This is a genomic window from Allobosea caraganae, assembly GCF_003351345.1.
GTDB lineage: Bacteria > Pseudomonadota > Alphaproteobacteria > Rhizobiales > Beijerinckiaceae > Allobosea > Allobosea caraganae.
The window spans coordinates 37,161-56,900 of the sequence record NZ_QQTO01000040.1 but is presented as its reverse complement, the minus strand read 5'-3'; the positions used below and the strand labels follow the sequence as shown (position 1 = coordinate 56,900).

Here is a 19,740-nt window from a genome sequence, read left to right as displayed (position 1 = left end):
CGGAGCTTGATCGGGAGCTGATTCATCACCCGAAACAGGAACCCGGTAACGTTTCTCTGTCAGCCTGTTCCCTTACGTGAGGAGGTTGGTCGTGGCGATGGACGGAGTAGAGCCCAAGCGGGCAAGGGCTGGCCATGGCCTGGCCTTCGGCATGCTGCGCCTGATCGGCTCGCCCGTCTTCTGGCTCTCCGCCTTCGTCGCCTTCGTCCTCGCCGGGCTCGCTTTGCCGTTGCGCCTGCCGCTCGGCCCGAACTACTGGGATACCGCGGTCTATCTCGATGCCGTCCAGCGCATCCGCATGGGCCAGGTTCCGAGCATCGACTTCTTCGCGCCGGTCGGCCCGCTCGGCTACTACCTCACGACCGGGCTTGAGGCATTGTTCCCGCAGGCGCAGCCGATGCTGCTGGTCAACTGGGCCGTGCTGCCGGTTGCGCTGCCGCTGCTGGCGCTGCTCACCGCCCATGTCGGCCATCGCTCGCGGGCGCAGGCGCTGCTCCTGCTGCTGCCCTTCCTGCTCTTCGCCTCGCTGCCGGTGAACCTGCACGGGCTCTACCCAATGCCCGGCTTCGACGGCTATGGCCATTACAACCGCCATGTCAGCCTGCTGCTCTACGTGTTGATCGCGGCCCTGCTCTTCGTCAGGAATCGCCGCCTGCTCAACGGCATGGTCGCGGCGCTGATGCTGGCGCTCTTCCTGGTCAAGATCACCGGCGCCGTCACCGGCACCATCCTCGTCGGCTACGCGATGCTGGCCGGGCGCATGCGCATCCGCGATGTCGCGGTCGCGGCCGGATTGGTGCTGGTGGTGCTGGCCGTGCTCGACCTCGCGACCGGCGTCGTGCGCGCCTATCTCGCCGATATCCTGACCTTGCTCGGCCTCAACACCGGCGAATTGCTGCCGCGCTTCCTGACGGTGGCTTCGGTCAAGTTCAACGTCGTCGGCCCCGGCCTCTTGCTGCTCGCAGTGCTCGCCTTCGCCGCCTGGCGCGAGCGCGTGCCGTTCTCGCTCGCCGGCCTGCGGGCGCTGCTGGCCGCGCCGCTCGGCTGGTTCGCGGCCGCGCTCTTCGCGCTGACCTTCTTCGAGACGCAGAATACCGGCTCGCTCGAATTCATCGGGCTCTGGCCGATCGTGCTACTGGTGCTGCTCGGCAGCTGGGGCAGGCGGGACCGGCTGAGCCAGGTCGTCCTGGTCCTCGCGCTGGCCGTCTCGCTGCCGACGGCGCTGATCTTCACCCAGCGCGCCGCTCGCGCCGCGCTCGGCGGGCTGAGCTATACCAGCCTGAAACTTCCCGATCTCGGCCCGCTCGGCCGCGTCAGCCTGAAACCCGACATCGCCGAACGCGCCGTGGGCATGCTGGAGCACTATGCCGGGCAGCAGGAGAGCTATCGCGACCTCGTCCGCCGCAACCTGCTGCCCTCCTACATCCTCTATTCCGAGATCGACTATCAGGCGACCTGGCTGCTCGAAGTGCAGCAGGGCGTCACGGCGTTGCGCGCCTGGGAGGCGGCAAACAAGCGCCGGCTGGAGAGCCTGTTCACGCTCGATTTCGTCGATCCGTTCAACTACCTGCTCGACCGCAGGCCGACGCCGAACACGCCGATCGGTATCGACCCGCGCCGCAGCACCCCCGATATCGACCAGCCGACGCTGGAGGGGCTCAATCAGGCCGACGCGATCCTCGAGCCCAAATGTCCGCCGACCACGGCGCGTACCGCAATCACCCAGCATTTCGCAGAGGCACTGAAGGGCCGCCGGCTCGTCGCGCTGGCGCCCTGCTGGGACATGTACCTGAAGGAGTGAGTTATCGCTCGAACACCCTCAGCCCTCATCCTGAGGAGCGCCGAAGGCGCGTCTCGAAGGATGTTCCAGAGGGCGCTGACCGAGCGAACTGGAGCATCCTTCGAGGCGCCGCTAGGCGGCTCCTCAGGATGAGGGCTGCGGTTGGGCCGTGCTTTGAATGAAGCTACTCGCCGAAGCGCCGGCGATAGCTCTCCAGGTAGGCGTCCTTGGACGGGATGATGTGCTCGACCGCGAGCCGGACAAGGTTGGCCCTATCCGCGGTTTCGAGATAGCGCACGATCTCCGCATGCTCCTCGACCGCGCGCCGCAGCAGCTTGGGGTCGCCGACCGTCAGCGAGCGCGCGATATGCGCCTTCAGGGCGAAATGCTGGATCGCATCGGCCAGGTGGGGATTGCCGCAGGCCGCGAAGAAGGTCTTGTGGAAGAGCAGGTTGAGCCGGAAGACATTGGTCAGCTCGCCGGCCTCGGCCGCCTTGGCGTGGCGCTCCTGGATGTCCTTCAGCCGCGCGACCACCTCCGGCTTCGCCGGCATCTCGATCAACTCGGCCGCCTTGCCTTCGAGCAGCTCGCGCACCGCGTAGATGTTGATCACGTCCTCGGGCAGCAGGTCGCGCACGGTGGCGCCCTTGTTCTTCTGCCGGATGATCAGGCCGATGGTTTCGAGCTCCATCAGCACCTGGCGGATGACGTGGCGGTTCACGCCGAAGCGCAGCGCCAGCTCTTCCTCGATCAGCCTCTCGCGCGGCAGAATGCGCCCGAGCGCGATGTCCTCTTCGAGCTTGTTCGTGATCACACTCGGATCGGTAGCCGCCGTCACCTTCGCCTTAGCTACAGCCATGCCCCTCTCGCCATGATTCTTGCCCACGTTCCGTAAAGCACGATCGACGATCTCATGCGCCAACAAAGCGCGCACCTGCTCGCATTTACATTGCGCCAAATATGAGTTTAGCACAGGAAACGCGCGAGGCAATATGGTCTACAAGATCATCAACGCCATTGTTGACAATATTCCAATGCAAAGCCACCTTGCCGTCGTGAGCGCGCGACGCAAACCGCGCCGGCATATGCGAGCCGCATGCCAGCCTGCCGAACGGGAAGGCGCACTGCCGGCGCCAGAGGAAACAGCCTGATGGAACTCACGGCCGAACTGCTGCTCGACGCGCGCGACGAGACCGGCGAGGGGCCGGTCTGGGACGGCAAGGCGCAGGCCCTGTGGTGGACGGACATTCCCGGCAAGCGCCTGCACCGGCTCGATCCATCGAGCGGCGCGCACCGCATCTTCGCGATGCCGGGCCGTGTCGGCTGCTTCGCGCTGCGCGAGGCCGGCGGGCTGGTGCTGGCGATGGAGCAGGGTTTTGCGACCTTCGATCCCGAGAGCGGCGCCGTCGAGATTCTCTCTGAGCCCGAGGCCGGGCTCGCCAACCACCGCTTCAACGATGGCCGCTGCGATCCGGCCGGGCGCTTCCTCGCCGGTTCGATGAACATGGCGAAGGCGGCGGTTTCCGGCCAGCTCTGGCGGCTCGATCCGGACAAGGCCGTCACCCGCGTCGCCGGCGGTGTCACCATCGCCAATGGCCTTGCCTTCAGCCCGGACGGCAAGCGGATGTACTGGTCCGACAGCCCGGCCGAGAAGGTCTACGTCTTCGACTACGATCTCGACACCGGTACGCCGAGCAACCAGCGCCTCTTTCTGGAGAAGGGCCCGGCGCCCGGCCGGCCGGACGGCGCCGCCGTCGATGCCGATGGCTGCTACTGGAGCGCCCGCTGGGTCGGCAACGCGGTGGTGCGCTTCACGCCCGAGGGCAAGATCGACCGGACGATCAAGCTGCCGGTCAGCCGGGTGACGATGTGCGCCTTCGGCGGACCCGACCTGCGCACGCTCTACATCACCACGGCGTGCGAGGGCATGACGGCGGAGGAGCTTGCCGCCGAGCCGCTCGCCGGCGGCGTCTTCGTGGCCGAGCCCGGCGTTCAGGGCCTGCCCGAGCCGTCCTTCCAAGGCTGAGCTCTGCTCAAGAAGGCCCTGAGCCCTCACCCGAAAGGTATCGCCATGCATGCCGCCGTCACCGCACTGCTCGGTCGCCGCGTTCGCCTCGGGCTCGTCGGAGGCGGCGGCGCCTCGCTGATCGGCCCGGTCCACCGCGTCGCCGCCCGCTTCGACGATTGCTTCGAGACCGTCGCCGGCGTGCTCTCGTCCAAGCCCGAGCGGGCGCTGGCCGAGGCGCAGGCGCTTGGCCTGCCGCGCGGCTATGCCGACATGGCGACGATGATCGCTGAGGAGGCCAAACGGCCCGACGGCATCGACGCCGTCGCGATCATGACCCCGAACGACAGCCACCAGCTCTATGCCGAGATGGCGCTCGCAGCCGGGCTCGACGTGATCTGCGACAAGCCGCTGACCAACGACCTGGAGAGCGCGCTCGGCCTGGTCGAGACGGCGCGCTCGCGCGGTCTGGTCTTCTGCCTGACGCATAATTACTCCGGCTATCCGATGGTCCGCGAGGCGCGCAGCGCCGTCGCCGAGAACGAGCTTGGGCCGCTCAGGGTCGCGACCGTCTCCTATGTCCAGGGCTCGCTCGGCACCCGCGTCGAGGACAAGCCGGAGGCGATGCTGGAGCGCACACGCTGGCGGCTCGATCCGGCGCGCGGCGGCCTGAGCCATGTCATGGGCGATATCGGCACCCACGCGCATCAGCTGCTCAGCTTCGTCACCGGCCGCAAGGTCGAGGCGGTGCTGGCCGATGTCGGCGCCGCGATGCCGGATCGGGTCACCCATGACACCGCCTCGGTCATCCTTCGGCTGGAGGGCGGGGTGCGCGGCGTGCTGTTCGCGACGAAGGCCGCGACCGGCGCCGAGAACGCGATGTCGCTGGAGGTCTATGGCGAGGCCGGCGGCCTGCACTGGGCGCAGGCTTCGGCGAACGAGCTCAGGGTGATGCGCAATGCCCGCCCGGCCGAGATCCGCACCCGCGGCCTCCCGACCCTGCACGAGTACAGCCGCCGCGCCGCCCGCATCCCGCCCGGCCATCCCGAGGCCTTCTTCGAGGCCTTCGCCAATATCTACTCTGATTTCGCGCTGCTGGTCGCGGCGCGCCGGGCCGGCAAGCCGGCCGATCCCTTCGCCGCCCTGGCCCCGACTGCCGCCGACGGCGCCGACGGCCTCGCCTTCATCGAAGCCTGCCTGGATTCGACCGCAAGCGGCACTTGGGCAAAGGTTCGCCAGTTCTGAGTTGGCTCGAAAGCCCGCCGCCTCGCAGCGGCGGGCAGGCTTGCGTCACGTCGCGGGCTTGCTAGGCCGTGGCGTGTGGCTCGTGGCGATACTCCCAGACTGCCCAGGCCGAGACCAGCGCCGTCAAGGCGCCGAGGACGAAATGGGTCCAGAACGCGTTGAAGTTGCCGGTGAAGCCGAGCACCCAGGGCGCAACCATCAGCCAGATGCCGAGCACCACGTTCACCCATTCCTCCCATTCGGCGAAGGCCGACAGGGCCGCGAGCGCCACGACGGCGAGCACCACGGCGACGATCCAGGCGTTACGCGTCGCCATGGTCTCGTTCATGTAGCCCAGGATCCAGGGAGAGATGAACAGGAGCGCGGCCAGGAGCAGATTGCAGATGTCCTGAGGCCGTCTTCCATCCGTATTCGCGGTCAACATGATCACCTCCATCAGTGACGATCATCCTCAACCACCACGCCTCGCGCCGAGGCGCTTGGTATTCACCATATTACTCCTTGCGGAAGAACCATTCAAGAACGGTGCCATCAAACGCGAATGGCCGGCGCGGGGCCGGCCATCACGATAAGAGTATCACTGAGGGCGAAGAACGACTTGGCCGCGACTTGAGATTTCAGGTCGCGGCCGGTTCGCTTACTTGGCCGGTTCGTTCACTTGGCGTCCAGCAGGTCCTTGACCGAGAGCAGCACCAGCTCGTTGTCATCGGCCTTCTTCGGGTCGCGCGACGAGGAGAAGGGCAGGTTGTTGTCGTTGCCGACGACGATCACGCCATTGGCGCGGTCGACGACGTCGACGTTCTCGATGGTGAAGAACGGGAAGGGCAGCACGCCGTCGATGGCGCCCTGCTTGGCCTTCTTGTCCGGGTCCTGGATCTTGAGCAGGTCGATATAGCCGACCTTGCGCACGGGCTTGCCGACATTGGCGTCGGTCATCTCGATCTTCCAGACGCGCTTGAACTTGGCGATGTCGTGGAAGCAGTCAGGGCCACGCTGGCCGGCGGCGCAGGCCTTGTCGGCGGTGCCTTCGCCATCGTCGCGCTCGATGATCAGGCCGGTCGTGGCGTCGATCATGTTGAAGTCGCCGATGGCGTTGCCCTTGGCTTCCAGCGGGAAGAACCAGGAGCGGCCGGTCCACTTCTCGCCCTTGACGTCGAATTCGAGGACGCGGAGCACGGTCTTGCCCTCGACCTCCTCAAAACCCTTGGTCTCGGCGTTCCAGAGCGGGCCTTCGAGCAGCGGGTAGAGGAAGTTGCCGTCCGGCGACTGGGCCATGCCCTCATAGCCCTTGGAGCGGCGCACGTTGAACTCGACCGGGCCGCCCGGCATGGCCGGCGTGGTCACGGCGTAGTGGTCGGGCGAGCGGGCCGGCTTGCCGTCGACCGTGGTCTCGAACACGGCCTCGACCTTGCCGTTGAGGTCGGTGCGGATCAGGTAGGGGCCGAACTCCTCACCGAACCAGAGCTTGTCGCCGATCGGCTGGATCGACTCGGGGTCGAAATCAGCGCCGGTCAGGTAGCGCTTCTCGGTGCCTTCCTGGACGATGCGGAACGGCACCTTCTTGTCGGGATCGTGCAGGAAGGTGGTCGCGGTGCGCTCGATCTTGCCGCCGGCAAAATCGGCCTTGAGCTTGTGGAAGAACAGCATCGCGTCCGGCGAGTTCGCCTTGGCGCCGAAGCCGTTATCGGTCAGCACGATGAACTCGTTGTTCCCGAGCGAGCGGATGCCGGAGAAGCCCTGCACCGGCTGGCCGGCGAACGGGGTGGAAAGACCGGTCGGGCGACCGCCCGAGAGGCCCATCACGGTGCCGATGGCCTCGACGCGCTTGCCGGGCGTGTTGAACTTGCCGGAGACCTTGAGGTCGGCCGGGGCGTCAGTCGGGGCCGGGACGAGCGTGTTGGCCGGCAGCAGGGCGTGGCCGAGCAGCTTGGCGGGGAATTCCTTGGGCGCGTCCTGAGCGCCGGCAAGGATCGTCGAGGAGAGCAGCAGGGCTGCAGCGAGGGTCAGACGCATGGAGAGACCTCCGGGGGGTTGATGGGAAACCGACCCGGCGGGCTTCGCCTTGCAGCATTTCAATCGCGCGACAGCCTCGTGACGGCGCCGTGACGGCCGGGGAGGCGCTCAGTACCCCTTAGCCGGGTCAACGATGTGTTCGAGCGGCTCGCCGGCCTGGAGCCGCCTGATCTGCGTCGCGATCAGGGTCGCGATCGCCTCGGGCTCCGACATCGCCGCGTTATGCGGGGTCACGGTCACCGCGGGGTGGCTCCAGAGCGGCGACTCCGCCGGCAAGGGCTCGCTCTCGAACACGTCGAGCGTCGCGCCCTTCAGCGTGCCCGCCTCCAGCGCCGCGACGATATCGGCCTCGACCTGCAAGCCGCCGCGCCCGGCATTGATCAGGAACGGCCCGCCGAGCCGGCCATCCCGCGCCAGGCCGGCGAAGAGTTCGGCGTTGAGCACACCGCGCGTCTCCGGCGTCAGCGGCAGCAGGCTGACCAGGATGTCGGTGCGGGCCAGGAACGCGGCCATGCCCTCCGCGCCGGCAAAGCTCGGCAGGCCCTCGACGCTTTTGGGCGAGCGGCTCCAGCCGGCGACGTCGAAGCCCATCACCTGCAGCTTGCGGGCGGCATCGAGACCGAGCTCGCCCAGCCCCATGATGCCGACCCTGACCGAGCGTGCCGCCGGCTGGTTGCGGTCGTCGTCCCAGGACTTGGCCAGCTGCTGCCGGTCGTAGCGGCGCTGCTGACGCAGCAGCATCAGGCAATGCAGCACGACATACTCGCTCATCCGCGTCGTCAGGTCTGGATCGACCACGCGCGCGATCGGTACGTCCGGCAGCCTTTTATCGGCGAAGAGATGGTCGACGCCGGCGCCGAGCGAGAAGATCGCAGCGAGGTTCGGCAGACCGGCGAGGCTGCCCTCTGGATGCTTCCAGCTTGCGACGTAGTGCACCGCGCGCCGGTCGAACGGCTCGCCGAGCACCGCGACCGGCAGCTCTGGCAGCAGCCCCTGGAAGCGTTCGCGCCAATCCTCGACATGCCAGCCGGTCATCGCCACGAGCAAGGTCATCGTCCAGAACTCTCCATGATCCGCTCCGCGATCAGCGGGCCGCGGCTGACTTCGGCTTCGTCGAGCGTGTAGGCCTGCCGCAGGCGCGCCTCGGCCATCTCGAACCCGGCTTCGTCGCGTGCATGAACGATGCCGAGCGGTCGCTCCGGCCCGACATGCTCGCCGAGCCCGGCAAGCTCGACTAAGCCCACGGCATGGTCGATCGGGTCCTGCGGCCGCGTCCGGCCGCCGCCGAGCGCGACGACTGCGAGTCCGACGCCGCGCGTATGGACGGCCTGCACGATGCCGGGCGCCTGCGGATAGACCGCTTTGACGATCGGTGCCGCCGTCAGGTGCTTCGCCGGCTTGTCGAGCAGGTCGGCCGGGCCGCCCAGTGCCGCGACCATGTTGGCGAAGCGCTCGGCTGCCGCGCCGCTGGCGAAGGCACCCTCGATCTTCGCCCGCGCCTCGTCGATCGTATCGGCGAGCTTGCCGAGCAGCAGCATCTCGGCGGCGAGCGCCACCGTCACCTCGTGGAAGCGCGGCTCGCGCCTGCGCCCGGTCAGGTGGTCGAGCGCATAGGCGACTTCCAGCGCATTGCCGGCAGCCGAGGCGAGCGGCTCGCTCATGTCGGTCAGCAGCGCCGTTGTCGGCAGGCCCGCGCCATTGGCGACGCTGACCAGCGCGTCGGCCAGCGCCTGCGCCTTCTTGAAGTCGGGCAGGAAGGCGCCGGAGCCGAACTTCACGTCCATGACGAGCCCATGCAGCCCCGCCGCCAGCTTCTTCGACAGGATCGAGGAGGTCAGCAGCGGAATCGTCTCGACCGTCGCGGTGACGTCGCGGATGGCGTAGAGCCGCTTGTCGGCCGGGGCGAGGTCTTCGGTCTGGCCGATGATGGCGCAGCCGGCCTCGCGCACCACCTTGCGGAACAGGCCGATATCCGGCTGCGTCACATAGCCGGGCACGGCATCGAGCTTGTCGAGCGTGCCGCCGGTATGGCCGAGGCCGCGCCCGGAGATCATCGGCACATAGCCGCCGCAGGCGGCGACCGCCGCCGCCAGCGGCAGGCTCACCGTGTCGCCGACCCCGCCGGTCGAGTGCTTGTCGAGCGCTGGTCCCGGCAGGTCGTCCCAGTTCAGCACCGTGCCGGAATCGCGCATCGCGAGCGTCAGCGCGACGCGTTCGTCGGCGTTCATGTCGCGGAAGAACACCGCCATGGCGAAGGCGGCCGCCTGGCCCTCGCTGGTCGCGCCATTGGTCAGTCCGGCGACGATCTGGCGGATGTCGGCTGCGTCCAGCACCGCGCCGTCGCGCTTGGCGGCGATGATCTCCTGCGGCAGCTTCATCAATAGGCTCCGTCGATCCGCTCGCCTGCGACCTTGCCCGCGATGATGTCGACGAGCACCTGGTGCAGCCCGCTGGCGCCGAAGCGGAACGTCGTCGGTTTGGCCCAGTCCGGCCCCATCGCGATATCGGCCAGCGCGAGGTAGGCGTTGGCGTCGGCCAGCGTCCTGATCCCGCCGGAGGGCTTGAGCCCGACCGGCCGCTTCGCCGTCTTGATCACGCCCAGCATCACCTCGACAGCCTCCAGGCTGGCCGAATGCGCGGTCTTTCCGGTCGAGGTCTTGATGAAGTCGGCCCCGGCCGCCACCGCAAGCTCGGACGCGGCCTTGACCTTGCCGAGGTTGGGATATTCGCCGGTCTCGAGGATGACCTTGAGCAGCTTGTCGCCGCACTGGTCCCTGGCCGCCGCGACCATCTCGCGGGCGATGTCGCTGTCGCCGTCGAGGAAGGCGCGCCAGGGCAGCACGAGGTCGATCTCGTCGGCGCCGTCGGAGAGCGCCTCCGCAATGTCGCCCGCGACCAGCGAGCATTTGCTGCCGCCGGCCGGGAAGTTCACCACGGTCGCGATCTGCACCGGCGACTCGCGCAGGGTCTGGCGCGCGATGCCGACGAAGCGCGGCCAGATGCAGATCGCCGCGACCGGGCCGGGCTCGGCGACGGCCCGCGCGCAAAGCTGCAAGGTGCCGGCCTCGCTGGCCTGGTCGGAGAGGTCGGTCAGGTCGAGCAGGGCAAGCGCGCGCGTGGCGGCCTCGATATCGCTCATGGTTCTAAAGCTCCGAAAGGAAGGCGCGCAGCAGCCGGCGCAGGCCCGTGGTCGCCGCCATCGCGACATCGCGGGTCTCGCCATGGTTCGGCGTGCCGCCGAGCAGCCCCGCACCCATGTTGGTGATGATCGAGATGCCGGCGACGCGGAGGCCGTAGCGCCTGGCAAGGATGACCTCGGGCACCGTGGACATGCCGACGAGGTCGGCGCCGAGCAGCTTCGCCATGCGGATCTCGGCCGGCGTCTCGAAGCTCGGCCCCGAGAACCACATGTAGACGCCCTCGCCGAGATGGGCGCCGGAGGAGGCTGCCGCCCGCGTCAGCCGCCCGCGCAGATGCGGATCGTAGGCGTCGACCATCGGCACGAAGCGCCCGTCGCCGGTATCGCCGATCAGCGGGTTGAGGCCGTTGAGGTTGATATGGTCGGTGATCAGCGCGAGCCCGCCCGGCCGGAGCTCCGGCTTGAGCGAGCCGGCCGCGTTGGTCAGGATCAGCGGCGGCGAGCCGAAGGCGGTCAGCATGCCCAATGGCACGCGCATCACGGCGGGGTCGCCGGTCTCATAGTAATGCGCCCGGCCCTGGAAGATCAGCACCTTCTTGCCGTGCAGCGTGCCGTAGCTGAGCGCGCGGGCATGGCCGGAGACCTCGCCTGTCGGGAAGCCGGGAATGTCCGCGAAGGGTATGGTGACGGGATCGACCATGTCCTCGACGATGCGGCCTAAGCCCGTGCCGAGCACGATGGCGCAATCGATCGACCCGTCGACGCCGCGATCGATCAGCGCCTCCGCCGCCCTGTCGAAATCTGGATCAGCCGCCATTCACCCGCCTCGGTCGCCGGATTCGCAGCCGCAGGCGAAGGCTCGCCGCGGCGCAAATCAGCTGCGCAAGTTGGCTGGTCCGAACGAGGCTGGCAACAGCTCGGCGAGCGAAAACCGGGCGCGGATGCCGTCTAGCCCGGCGATCGCGATCGGCGTCTCGGGTGCGGCAAATTCGCGGATGCGCTGCCGGCAGGCGCCGCAGGGCGTGACCAGCTCCTCGCCTTCGCCGAGCACGAGAATGGCGCGGATGGCGCGCCCGCCGCCCGCGATCATCGCCGAGATCGCGCCGGCCTCGGCGCAGGCGCCGACGGGGTAGGCGGCGTTCTCGACATTGCAGCCGGGGTAGATCGCGCCGTCATCGGCAAGCAGGGCTGCGCCGACCTTGAAGCGGGAATAGGGGGCGTAGGCGCGGGGCTGAGCCGCCTTGGCTGCGTCAAAGAGTGCGTCGAAGTCCACGGCCAAATCAGCGTTCCTTCACATAGGGCAGGCCGGAGGCCTTGGGCGGGATCGCCTTGCCGATGAAGCCGGCGAGCAGGATCACCGTCAGCACATAGGGCAGCGCCTGGATCGCCTGCACCGGCACCTCCCCAATGCCGGGCAGCGATACGCCTTGCAACCTTGTCGCGATCGCGTCGAGCAGGCCGAAGAGCAGGCAGGCGCCGAGCGTCGGCCAGGGCCGCCAATTGGCGAAGATCACGGCGGCGAGCGCGATGAAGCCCTTGCCGGCAGTCATTTGCGGCAGGAACCCGGCCGATTGCGAGACGGCGAGATAGGTCCCGCCCAGCCCGCACAGCGCCCCGCAAATGATCACCGCGCCATAGCGCAGCCTGGCGACGGAGATGCCGGCCGTATCGACCGCCGCCGGGTTCTCGCCGACGGCGCGCAGGCGCAGGCCGAAGCGGGTGCGCCTGAGCACATAGGCCGTGACGAACACGGCGAGGACGGCGATGTAGACCAGCACGGCGTGACCGGAGACGACCTCGTAATAGAGGTAGCCGAGCACCGGCACGTCGCGCAGGGTGGTCGCCAGCGGCAGGGTCAGGTCGGGAAAGCGCGCGGCGCCTTCGAGCGGCGGGGTACGTCCGCCCTGGCCAAACCACGCATTGCCGAGCACGACGGTCAGCCCCGCCGCCAGCATGTTGATGGCGACGCCGGAGACGATCTGGTTGCCGCGCCAGGTGATCGCGGCAAAGCCGTGCACCAGCGCGAACACGATCGAGGCGAGGATGCCGGCGCCGAGGCCCACCCAGGCCGAGCCCGTCGCATAGGCCGCCGCCGCCGAAGCGAAGGCCGCGACCAGCATCTTGCCCTCGAGCCCGATATCGACCACGCCGGAGCGCTCCGACCAGAGCCCGGCCATGGCAGCGCAGAGCAGCGGGATCGACAGCCTGATCGCGGAATCGAGGATGACGGCGACGGTCTGGAGCCACTCCATCGCTAACCCCTCCGTCCCAGGCTGAGGCCCGTCGCGATCAGCCGGCGGAACAGCCCCTCCAGCGCCCCGGCGAAGAGGATGATGACGCCGCCGATGACCATGACCATGTCGCGGCTGATCGTCGGCTTGGAGAAGGAGAGCTCGGCCCCGCCTTGGCTGAGCACGCCGAACAGCACGGCGGCGAGCCCGATGCCGAGCGGGTGGCCACGCCCCATCAGCGCTACCGCGATGCCGACGAAGCCGTAGCCGGCGGTGAAGTCGAGCGTCAGCCGGTGCTGCACGCCCATCACCTCGTTGACCGCGAGCCCGCCGGCGAGCGCGCCCGAGATCGCCATCGCGACCATGGTGATGCGGGCAGGCGAGATGCCGGCATAGGCGCCGGCGCGCGGATTGGCGCCGATGGTGCGGATTTCGTAGCCGAGCCGTGAGCGGTAGATCAGCGCCCAGACCGCGACCAGCGCCGCCAGTGCCAGCAGGAAGGCGCTGTTCAGCGGCGTGTTCGGCAGTCTCACGCCGAGCGGCGCCAGCAGCACGTGCATCGGCGTCAGCACGGCGTGCCTGGCGAAGTCCGGGGTCTCCGGCTGCATCGAGCCCGGTTTACCCATCTGGTAGTTGAGCAGGTAGACGATCAGGTTCGCCGCGATGAAATTGAACATGATCGTGGTGATGACGACATGGCTGCCGCGCGTCGCCTGCAGCCAGCCGGGGATGAAGGCGTAGAGCGCCCCGCCCGCCGCAGCCGCCAGGATCGCCAGCGGCACCAAGAGCACGCCGGGCAGTGGCGCGAGCCAGAGGCAGGCGAGCGCGGCGAAGATGCCGGCAACCGTCGCCTGGCCCTCGCCGCCGATGTTGAACAGCCCGGCATGGAAGGCGACGGCGACGGCGAGGCCGGTGAAGATGAAGTTCGTGGCGTAGTAGAGCGTGAAGCTGATGCCCTCGACGCTGCCGAGCGCGCCTTGCAGCAGCAGCGCGGTTGCCTCCAGCGGGCTCTCGCCGATGCCGATGACGACGAGCCCGGCGACGAGCAGCGCGGCGGTGACGCTGACCAGCGGCACGAGCCCGATATCGGCCCAACGCGGCAGTTCGATCGGGGCTGCGCTCATGAAAGGCGATGCCCTTCGACGACCGGGCGCTGGGAACCCCTCCCCCTTGTGGGGAGGGGCAGGGGTGGGGGGCGAAAAGTCAAAACGGTCGCTTTCATCCCTAGACCGCCGTGCGTCCTATCGGACGCAGGGTGGCGATCTAGGCCTTTGTTATTGCGTCGGATCTTTCCGAAAACCGGATTCCACTTTTCGGTCCGATGCTCCAGGCGCAACAACGATACAAGCGGCCTTGCACCCGGTCGTCCGCCCCCCATCCCTCTCCCTTCCCCACAAGGGGGCAGGGAAGAGCCAGACTCGCGCGACGAGTGCAGCATCCCCATCAAGCCGCCTCGCTCACGCCGGCCATCAGCAGCCCGATATCCTTCTCGTCCGCGCTCTCGGCCACGCGCTCGCCGGTGATCCGACCGCCGCACATCGCCAGGATGCGGTCGGACAGCGCCATCACCTCGTCGAGCTCGACCGAGACCAGCAGGATCGCCACTCCGGCATCGCGCAGCGCGATCAGGCGGCGGTGGATGAACTCGATCGCGCCGATATCGACGCCGCGCGTCGGCTGGCCGACGAGCAGCACCTTCGGCGCCCGCTCGATCTCGCGCGCCAGCACGATCTTCTGCTGGTTGCCGCCGGAGAATTTCGCCGTCTTGAGGTTGGGATCGGCCGGACGCACGTCGTAGGCTTCCATGCCGGAGAGCGCATGGGCCTCGATCCGCGCCGGCGAGAGGAACGGGCCCGGCCCGAAGCTGGGATCGTCGTGGTAGCCCAGCACGCTGTTCTCGGCGGCCGGGAAGGCGGTGACGAGACCCATCTTCTGCCTGTCCTCGGGGATGTGCATCAGCCCGAGCCGGCGCAGCTTCGCCGGGTTGCGGTCGCGCGCGTTCAGGATCGCGCCATCGAGCCGGATCACGCCGCGCGCCGGCTGGATCAGCCCGGCCAGCACCTCCAGCAGCTCGCTCTGGCCGTTGCCGGCGACGCCGGCGATGCCGACGATCTCGCCGGCATGCAGGGTCAGGCTCGCCTCGCTCAGGCGCTCGACGCCGCGCTCGTCGGTGACGCTGAGGCCCGCGACCTCCAGCACCGGCTTGCCGCGCTCGCGCGGCTCCTTGTCGACGCGCAGCAGCACGCGCCGCCCGACCATCGCCTCGGCGAGCGCCGGCGGCGAGGTCTCGGCCGTCCGGTAATGCGCGATCATCTCGCCGCGCCGCATCACCGAGACCGTGTCGGTGACATCCATGATCTCGCGCAGCTTGTGCGTGATCAGGATCACCGTCTTGCCCTGCGCCCTGAGTGCCCGCAGCAGAGCGAAGAGCTGGTCGGCCTCGGGCGGGGTCAGCACGGCGGTCGGCTCGTCCAGGATCAGGATCTCGGCACCGCGATAGAGCGCCTTCAGGATCTCGACGCGCTGCTGCAATCCGACCGAGAGGTCGCCGACGATCGCGTCCGGGTCGATGACGAGCCCGTATTCCTGCGAGAGCCGCGCGAGTTCCGCCCGCGCCTGCGCGATCCCACGCTTGAGCCGCGCGCCGCCCTCGGCCCCGAGCACGACGTTCTCGGCCACGCTGAGCGGCTCGACCAGCATGAAGTGCTGGTGGACCATGCCGATCCCGGCTGCGATCGCGTCGGCCGAGGAGCGGATCGGGAGCGCGCTCCCGCCGATCCTGATCTCGCCGGAATCGGCCTCGTAGAAGCCGTAGAGGATCGACATCAGCGTCGATTTCCCGGCGCCGTTCTCGCCGACGATGCCGTGGATCGAACCTGCCGCGACGCTGAGCGAGACGTCCCGGTTGGCCTTGACCGGGCCAAAACTCTTGCTGATCGCGACGAGTTCGATGGCGGGCGCGGCTTCGCTCATGGCACCAGCACCATGCCGTCATGCGCCCGCTCTTCCGGCAGGGGCCCGCCATGCGCCAGCATGCCCGGACCCATATGGGTCAGCACGATGCGGGCCGCCCCGAGCTCGGCGCGATGCGCCCGCAGTGTCTTGTAGTCGATATGGTTCACCAGCGGCTTGTCGTAGTTGTAGCACTCGACCAGCAGGATGTCGGCGCCCTCGGCCAGCCGGATCAGAGCATCGGTCCAGGCCGTGTCGCCGGAAAAGGCGAAGACCTTGCCATCGCGCCTGAGCTGGTAGCCCTGGCACGGCCCGGCGCGCTCGTCATGCACCATCGCGAAGGCCGCGACCTCGAAGCCGGCGAGGGTTGCAGGGGCCTCCGGCGTCACCTCGACGAAGCTGATCGGGAAGTTCCACGGATTGCTGGAGGCGCCGGGAAAATCCGCTTCGAGCATATGCAGGACGCGATGCTCGATGCCGGCCGGCCCGGCGATGGTCAGCTTCTCCTCCCGGCGCGAGACGAATTGCGCGTCGAGCAGGAAGGCGGGCAGGGCGCCGAAATGGTCGCCGTGGAAATGCGTGAACAGCAGCGTCGAGAGCCCGTTGCGCTGGACGCCGGCCTTGTTGAGCGCGACCATGCTGGACGAGCCGCAATCGAGCAGCATCCGGTCTGCGCCGCCCTCGACATGCAGGCAGGTGTTGAAGCGCCCGCCCGTGCCGAACGCATCGCCGGAACCGAGGATGGTGATCTTCATGATCGGGCGAGGCGCGGCGTCACCTCACATCGTGCATTTCGAGTCGGACATGTAGTCGTGCACCTTCACGGTGCCGGCGATGATGTCGGCCTTGGCCTTGTCGGCGGCGGCCTTCATCTCGGGCGTGATCAGCGCCTTGTTGTTGTCGTCGAGCGCCCAGGCGATGCCGTCCTCCTTGAGGCCGAGCACGGAGACGCCGGGCTTCCAGGTGCCGTCGCGGGCGGCCTTGAAGGAGTTGTAGGCGGCGACGTCGACGCGCTTCAGCATCGAGGTCAGCACCTTGCCGGGCTGGAGCCCGTTCTGGTTGGAATCGACGCCGATGCCGAGCTTGCCGGCATCGGCCGCGGCGCGCAGCACGCCGATGCCGGTGCCGCCGGCGGCGTGGTAGATCACGTCGGCGCCGCGGTCGATCTGCGATTTGGCGAGCTCGCCGCCTTTGACCGGGTCGTTCCAGGCCTGCGGCGTCGATCCCGTCATGTTCTGGAAGATCTCGGCGTCGGGCTTGGCCGCCTTGACGCCCTGGACGTAGCCGCAGGCGAATTTGCGGATCAGCGGGATGTCCATGCCGCCGACGAAGCCGACCTTGCCGGTCTTCGACGCCATCGCGGCGAGCAGGCCGACGATGTAGGAGCCCTCGTGCTCCTTGAACACGATCGACTGCACGTTCGGCAGCTCCACCACCATGTCGATGATGGTGAACTTGAGGTCGGGGAACTCGGCCGCAACTTTCTGCAGGGCCGTGGCCTGGCTGAAGCCGACAGCGATGATCGGCGAATTGCCGTCGCGGGCGAAGCGGCGCAGCGCCTGCTCGATCTGCGCGTCGTTGTTCGGCTCGAAGTCGCGGAACTCGGTGCCGGTCTCCTGCTTGAACTTCTCCGCGCCGATGAAGGCCGCCTCGTTGAAGGATTTGTCGAACTTGCCGCCCTTGTCGTAGACGACGGCCGGCTTGATCGGCGTCTGCGCGACGGCGGCGACGGCCGAGAGGGCGACGCCGGCCAAGGCCAGCGCGAGAGTTTTGAGACGCATGAACTGTTCCCCTGTTGCACGCGCGGGGCGGTTCGCCGCCCCTGCCTGACAATACGATGACATGGCTCGGCGGCATGGCCAAGGTCGCGAGAGCCGGATGATCTTGAATGCCGCCGCATGGCGGCGCCATTCGAGGTCTGAATCCGCCTCTCATCAAAAAGTAGGGGCATGATGTCGTCCGAAAGCCGCTTCGCACTTTTCGGCATCAGGCACCGCGGCAATTGCCGGAAAGGCTTGGGCAGCTTAACTCTAGGCCATGGGCCTGAACGACGACGAGATCGAACGCTATGCGCGCCATCTGGTGCTGCCGGAGATCGGCGGCCCCGGCCAGGCGAAGCTGAAGCGCGCCAGCGTGCTGGTGATCGGCGCCGGCGGCCTCGGCGCGCCGCTGATCCAATATCTCGCGGCGGCCGGCGTCGGCATGATCGGCATCGTCGACGACGACCACGTCTCGCTCTCCAACCTGCAGCGCCAGACGATCTTCTCCAGCGCCGATACCGGCGCCAACAAGGCCGTGGCGGCGGCGGGCTTCGTCAAGCGGCTCAACCCGCATGTCGCGGTCGAGGAGCACGTCACCCGCATCGACGCGCACAACGCCCGCGCCATGATCGCCTTCTACGACGTGGTCGCTGACGGCTCCGACAATTTCGAGACGCGCTATGCCGTCTCCGATGCCTGCTTCCATGAGAAGAAGCCGCTGGTCACCGCCGCGCTCGGCCGCTTCGACGGCTCGCTGACGACGCTTCGCCCGCATGAGAAGGGCGCGGACGGCACGCCGAACCCGACCTATCGCTGCCTCTTCCCCGATCCGCCACCGCCCGGCATGATCCCGACCTGCGCCGAGGTCGGCGTGCTCGGCGCGCTCGCCGGCACGATGGGCTCGCTGATGGCCTTGGAGGTCATCCGCGCCATCACCGGCTTCGGCGAGCCGCTGGTCGGAAAATTCCTGCTGGTCGACGCGCTGACCATGCGCTTCGACATGATGCGCTACGGTTGGGACCCGGCCAACCCGCTGAACGGCACGGCGCTCGCTCGCGGGTGAAGCGAACTGTCCGGTAGGCTCGGCATCGCAGCCTCGCTGCCGTCATTGCGAGCGCAGCGAAGCAATCCAGGGGGCTCGCTCACCCGGTCCCCCCTGGATTGCTTCGTCGCTGCGCTCCTCGCAATGACGGGTGGAGCCACGCTGGCAATGGCGGGAGGGGCGCCTACCGCCCGGCGCGCTTCGCCTCGATCGCGTCCCAGACCTGCGCCGCGATGTCCGGCCCGCCGAGCTTCTTGATCGCGCGGATGCCGGTCGGCGCGGTGACGTTGATCTCGGTCAGGTTGCCGCCGATGACGTCGATGCCGACGAGGATCAGGCCGCGCTCCTTCAGGGTCGGGCCGATCGCCTCGCAGATTTCCAGCTCGCGCTTCGACAGGTCGGTCGGCCTGGCCGCGCCGCCGCGCACCATGTTGGCGCGCAGGTCGCCCTCGGCCGGCACGCGGTTGACGGCGCCTGCCGCCTTGCCGTCGACCAGGATGATGCGCTTGTCGCCGGCGCTGACCTCCTTCATGAAGCGCTGGACGACCCAGGCCTCCTTGAAGATCCCCGAGAACAGGTCGAACAGCGAGCCGAAATTCGGGTCGCCCTTGCCGGTCTTGAACACGGTCGCGCCGCCATGGCCGTAGAGCGGCTTCATCACGATCTCGCCGAACTCGTCGCGGAAGGCCTCGATCTCGGCCTTGTCGCGGGTGATCAGCGTCGGCGGCATCAGCTCGGGGAAATGCGTGACCAGGATCTTCTCGGGCGCGTTGCGCACCGCTGCGGGATCGTTGACCACCAGCGTCTTGGGGTGGATGCGCTCGAGCATATGGGTCGAGGTGATGTAGGCCATGTCGAAGGGCGGGTCTTGCCGCAGCAGGATGACGTCGAGCGTCGAGAGGTCGGTGCGCTCTTCAGCGCCGAGCGTGAAATGGTCGCCCTCGACATCGCGCACCTCGACCAGGCGGATCGGCGCGGTGACCTTGCCGTCGCGCAGCGAGAGCTTGTCCGGGGTGTAGGTGTAGAGCTTGTGGCCGCGTGCCTGGGCTTCCAGCATCAGGGCGAAACCTGAATCACCGGCGATCCGGATGCGCTCGATCGGGTCCATCTGGATGGCGACGGTGAGGGTCATGGGCAAGGTTCCTGTTGCGCGGCCTCATATCGGCTTCCCGCCCCCACCTGCGCAAGAGGGGCCGCCGCGCGTCAGAGGAGAAGCTCGAAAGCGCCGGGCACATGGCGCGGTCGCCGCCAGGGCGCCAGGAAGACGGCATCGGCCCGCAAGTAATGGTCCATCGCCCAGGGGTTCTGCGCCAGCCACTGCCGGACGCGCGCCTCGACCAGCCGGCGCTTCTGCGGCGTGATCGCGGTGAGCGCGTCGTCGAGCGCGCCGCGCGCCTTGACCTCGACGAAGGCGACGGTGCGTCCGCGCTTCACGATCAGGTCGATCTCGCCGCCCTTGCCGCCGAAGCGCTGCGACAGCAGCCGGTAGCCCTTCGCCGTGAGCCAGAGGATCGCCAGCATCTCGCCGCGCCGGCCGGTGATGCCGGAGCGCTTCGCCCTCTGGCTGCGCGCC

20 protein-coding genes are annotated in these 19,740 nt (G+C 68.3%); 5 read left to right on the top strand and 15 right to left on the bottom strand.

The genetic code is table 11. The annotated features are described in order from the left end of the window. The first annotated feature begins 91 nt into the window (after window positions 1-91). Window positions 92-1,801, top strand: a complete 1,710-nt coding sequence (locus DWF00_RS27850) for a hypothetical protein (protein WP_147283817.1) — start codon at window positions 92-94, stop codon at window positions 1,799-1,801. Window positions 1,802-1,964: 163 nt separating this feature from the next. On the opposite strand, the gene DWF00_RS27845 is transcribed toward DWF00_RS27850, so the two are convergent. Next, window positions 1,965-2,639, bottom strand: coding sequence for a GntR family transcriptional regulator (locus DWF00_RS27845; protein ID WP_114853094.1), 675 nt, complete (start codon window positions 2,637-2,639; stop codon window positions 1,965-1,967). 133 nt (window positions 2,640-2,772) lie between these two features. Here DWF00_RS27845 and DWF00_RS29615 point away from each other — a divergent pair, with 133 nt between their 5' ends. Genes DWF00_RS29615 through DWF00_RS27835 form a run of 3 tightly spaced genes read left to right on the top strand, consistent with a single transcriptional unit; the run spans window position 2,773 to window position 5,030 of the window. Then, window positions 2,773-2,931, top strand: a complete 159-nt coding sequence (locus DWF00_RS29615; RefSeq protein ID WP_181832864.1) for a hypothetical protein — start codon at window positions 2,773-2,775, stop codon at window positions 2,929-2,931. Then, window positions 2,931-3,806: an SMP-30/gluconolactonase/LRE family protein gene (locus DWF00_RS27840; RefSeq protein WP_114832168.1), complete on the top strand. Its 876-nt coding sequence runs from the start codon at window positions 2,931-2,933 to the stop codon at window positions 3,804-3,806. Before DWF00_RS29615 ends, DWF00_RS27840 begins: the two co-directional genes overlap by 1 nt. A gap of 45 nt (window positions 3,807-3,851) precedes the next feature. Next, window positions 3,852-5,030, top strand: a complete 1,179-nt coding sequence (locus tag DWF00_RS27835; protein ID WP_114832169.1) for a Gfo/Idh/MocA family protein — start codon at window positions 3,852-3,854, stop codon at window positions 5,028-5,030. Window positions 5,031-5,091: 61 nt separating this feature from the next. Here the strand turns inward: DWF00_RS27835 and DWF00_RS27830 are convergent, their stop codons facing one another. From DWF00_RS27830 to DWF00_RS27775, 12 genes are all read right to left on the bottom strand, one after another. Then, window positions 5,092-5,454, bottom strand: a complete 363-nt coding sequence (locus tag DWF00_RS27830; RefSeq protein ID WP_114832210.1) for an SPW repeat protein — start codon at window positions 5,452-5,454, stop codon at window positions 5,092-5,094. Between the two features lie 230 nt (window positions 5,455-5,684). Beyond that, window positions 5,685-7,043 (bottom strand): esterase-like activity of phytase family protein, encoded by a 1,359-nt coding sequence (locus tag DWF00_RS27825; protein WP_114832170.1) that lies wholly within the window; start codon window positions 7,041-7,043, stop codon window positions 5,685-5,687. A gap of 108 nt (window positions 7,044-7,151) precedes the next feature. After that, complete coding sequence (locus tag DWF00_RS27820) at window positions 7,152-8,096, bottom strand: 2-hydroxyacid dehydrogenase (RefSeq protein ID WP_114832171.1); 945 nt, start codon at window positions 8,094-8,096, stop codon at window positions 7,152-7,154. Then, window positions 8,093-9,421 carry a thymidine phosphorylase gene (gene deoA, locus DWF00_RS27815; RefSeq protein ID WP_114832172.1) on the bottom strand — a complete coding sequence of 443 codons (1,329 nt, stop codon included), beginning with the start codon at window positions 9,419-9,421 and terminating at the stop codon, window positions 8,093-8,095. Before deoA ends, DWF00_RS27820 begins: the two co-directional genes overlap by 4 nt. Further along, a complete protein-coding gene (gene deoC, locus DWF00_RS27810) occupies window positions 9,421-10,182 on the bottom strand; it encodes a deoxyribose-phosphate aldolase (RefSeq protein WP_114832173.1) in 762 nt (253 codons plus the stop codon). Before deoC ends, deoA begins: the two co-directional genes overlap by 1 nt. Before the next feature lie 4 nt (window positions 10,183-10,186). Then, on the bottom strand, window positions 10,187-10,999 hold the full coding sequence (locus DWF00_RS27805) for a purine-nucleoside phosphorylase (RefSeq protein WP_114832174.1): 813 nt from the start codon (window positions 10,997-10,999) through the stop codon (window positions 10,187-10,189). A gap of 57 nt (window positions 11,000-11,056) precedes the next feature. Further along, on the bottom strand, window positions 11,057-11,455 hold the full coding sequence (locus tag DWF00_RS27800; RefSeq protein ID WP_114832211.1) for a cytidine deaminase: 399 nt from the start codon (window positions 11,453-11,455) through the stop codon (window positions 11,057-11,059). 7 nt (window positions 11,456-11,462) lie between these two features. Beyond that, complete coding sequence (locus DWF00_RS27795; RefSeq protein WP_114832175.1) at window positions 11,463-12,434, bottom strand: ABC transporter permease; 972 nt, start codon at window positions 12,432-12,434, stop codon at window positions 11,463-11,465. Between the two features lie 2 nt (window positions 12,435-12,436). After that, complete coding sequence (locus DWF00_RS27790) at window positions 12,437-13,537, bottom strand: ABC transporter permease (protein WP_114832176.1); 1,101 nt, start codon at window positions 13,535-13,537, stop codon at window positions 12,437-12,439. Between the two features lie 319 nt (window positions 13,538-13,856). Continuing rightward, the gene (locus DWF00_RS27785; RefSeq protein ID WP_114832177.1) at window positions 13,857-15,386 is read right to left on the bottom strand and encodes an ABC transporter ATP-binding protein; all 1,530 of its coding nucleotides are present in this window, start codon (window positions 15,384-15,386) and stop codon (window positions 13,857-13,859) included. Next, a complete protein-coding gene (locus tag DWF00_RS27780; RefSeq protein ID WP_114832178.1) occupies window positions 15,383-16,120 on the bottom strand; it encodes an MBL fold metallo-hydrolase in 738 nt (245 codons plus the stop codon). Before DWF00_RS27780 ends, DWF00_RS27785 begins: the two co-directional genes overlap by 4 nt. A 24-nt stretch (window positions 16,121-16,144) precedes the next feature. Continuing rightward, on the bottom strand, window positions 16,145-17,146 hold the full coding sequence (locus tag DWF00_RS27775; protein WP_114832179.1) for a BMP family lipoprotein: 1,002 nt from the start codon (window positions 17,144-17,146) through the stop codon (window positions 16,145-16,147). A 256-nt stretch (window positions 17,147-17,402) separates the two neighbouring features. On the opposite strand from DWF00_RS27775, the gene DWF00_RS27770 reads away from it, so the two are divergent. Beyond that, window positions 17,403-18,188 (top strand): HesA/MoeB/ThiF family protein, encoded by a 786-nt coding sequence (locus DWF00_RS27770; RefSeq protein WP_114832180.1) that lies wholly within the window; start codon window positions 17,403-17,405, stop codon window positions 18,186-18,188. 163 nt (window positions 18,189-18,351) lie between these two features. Here DWF00_RS27770 and gshB read toward each other — a convergent pair whose 3' ends face one another. Both gshB and DWF00_RS27760 read right to left on the bottom strand, forming a co-directional pair. After that, entirely contained in the window at window positions 18,352-19,299 is a 948-nt protein-coding gene (gshB, locus tag DWF00_RS27765; RefSeq protein ID WP_114832181.1) for a glutathione synthase, read from the bottom strand. A 71-nt stretch (window positions 19,300-19,370) separates the two neighbouring features. Continuing rightward, window positions 19,371-19,688 carry a YraN family protein gene (locus DWF00_RS27760; protein WP_114832212.1) on the bottom strand — a complete coding sequence of 106 codons (318 nt, stop codon included), beginning with the start codon at window positions 19,686-19,688 and terminating at the stop codon, window positions 19,371-19,373. Window positions 19,689-19,740: the final 52 nt, after the last annotated feature.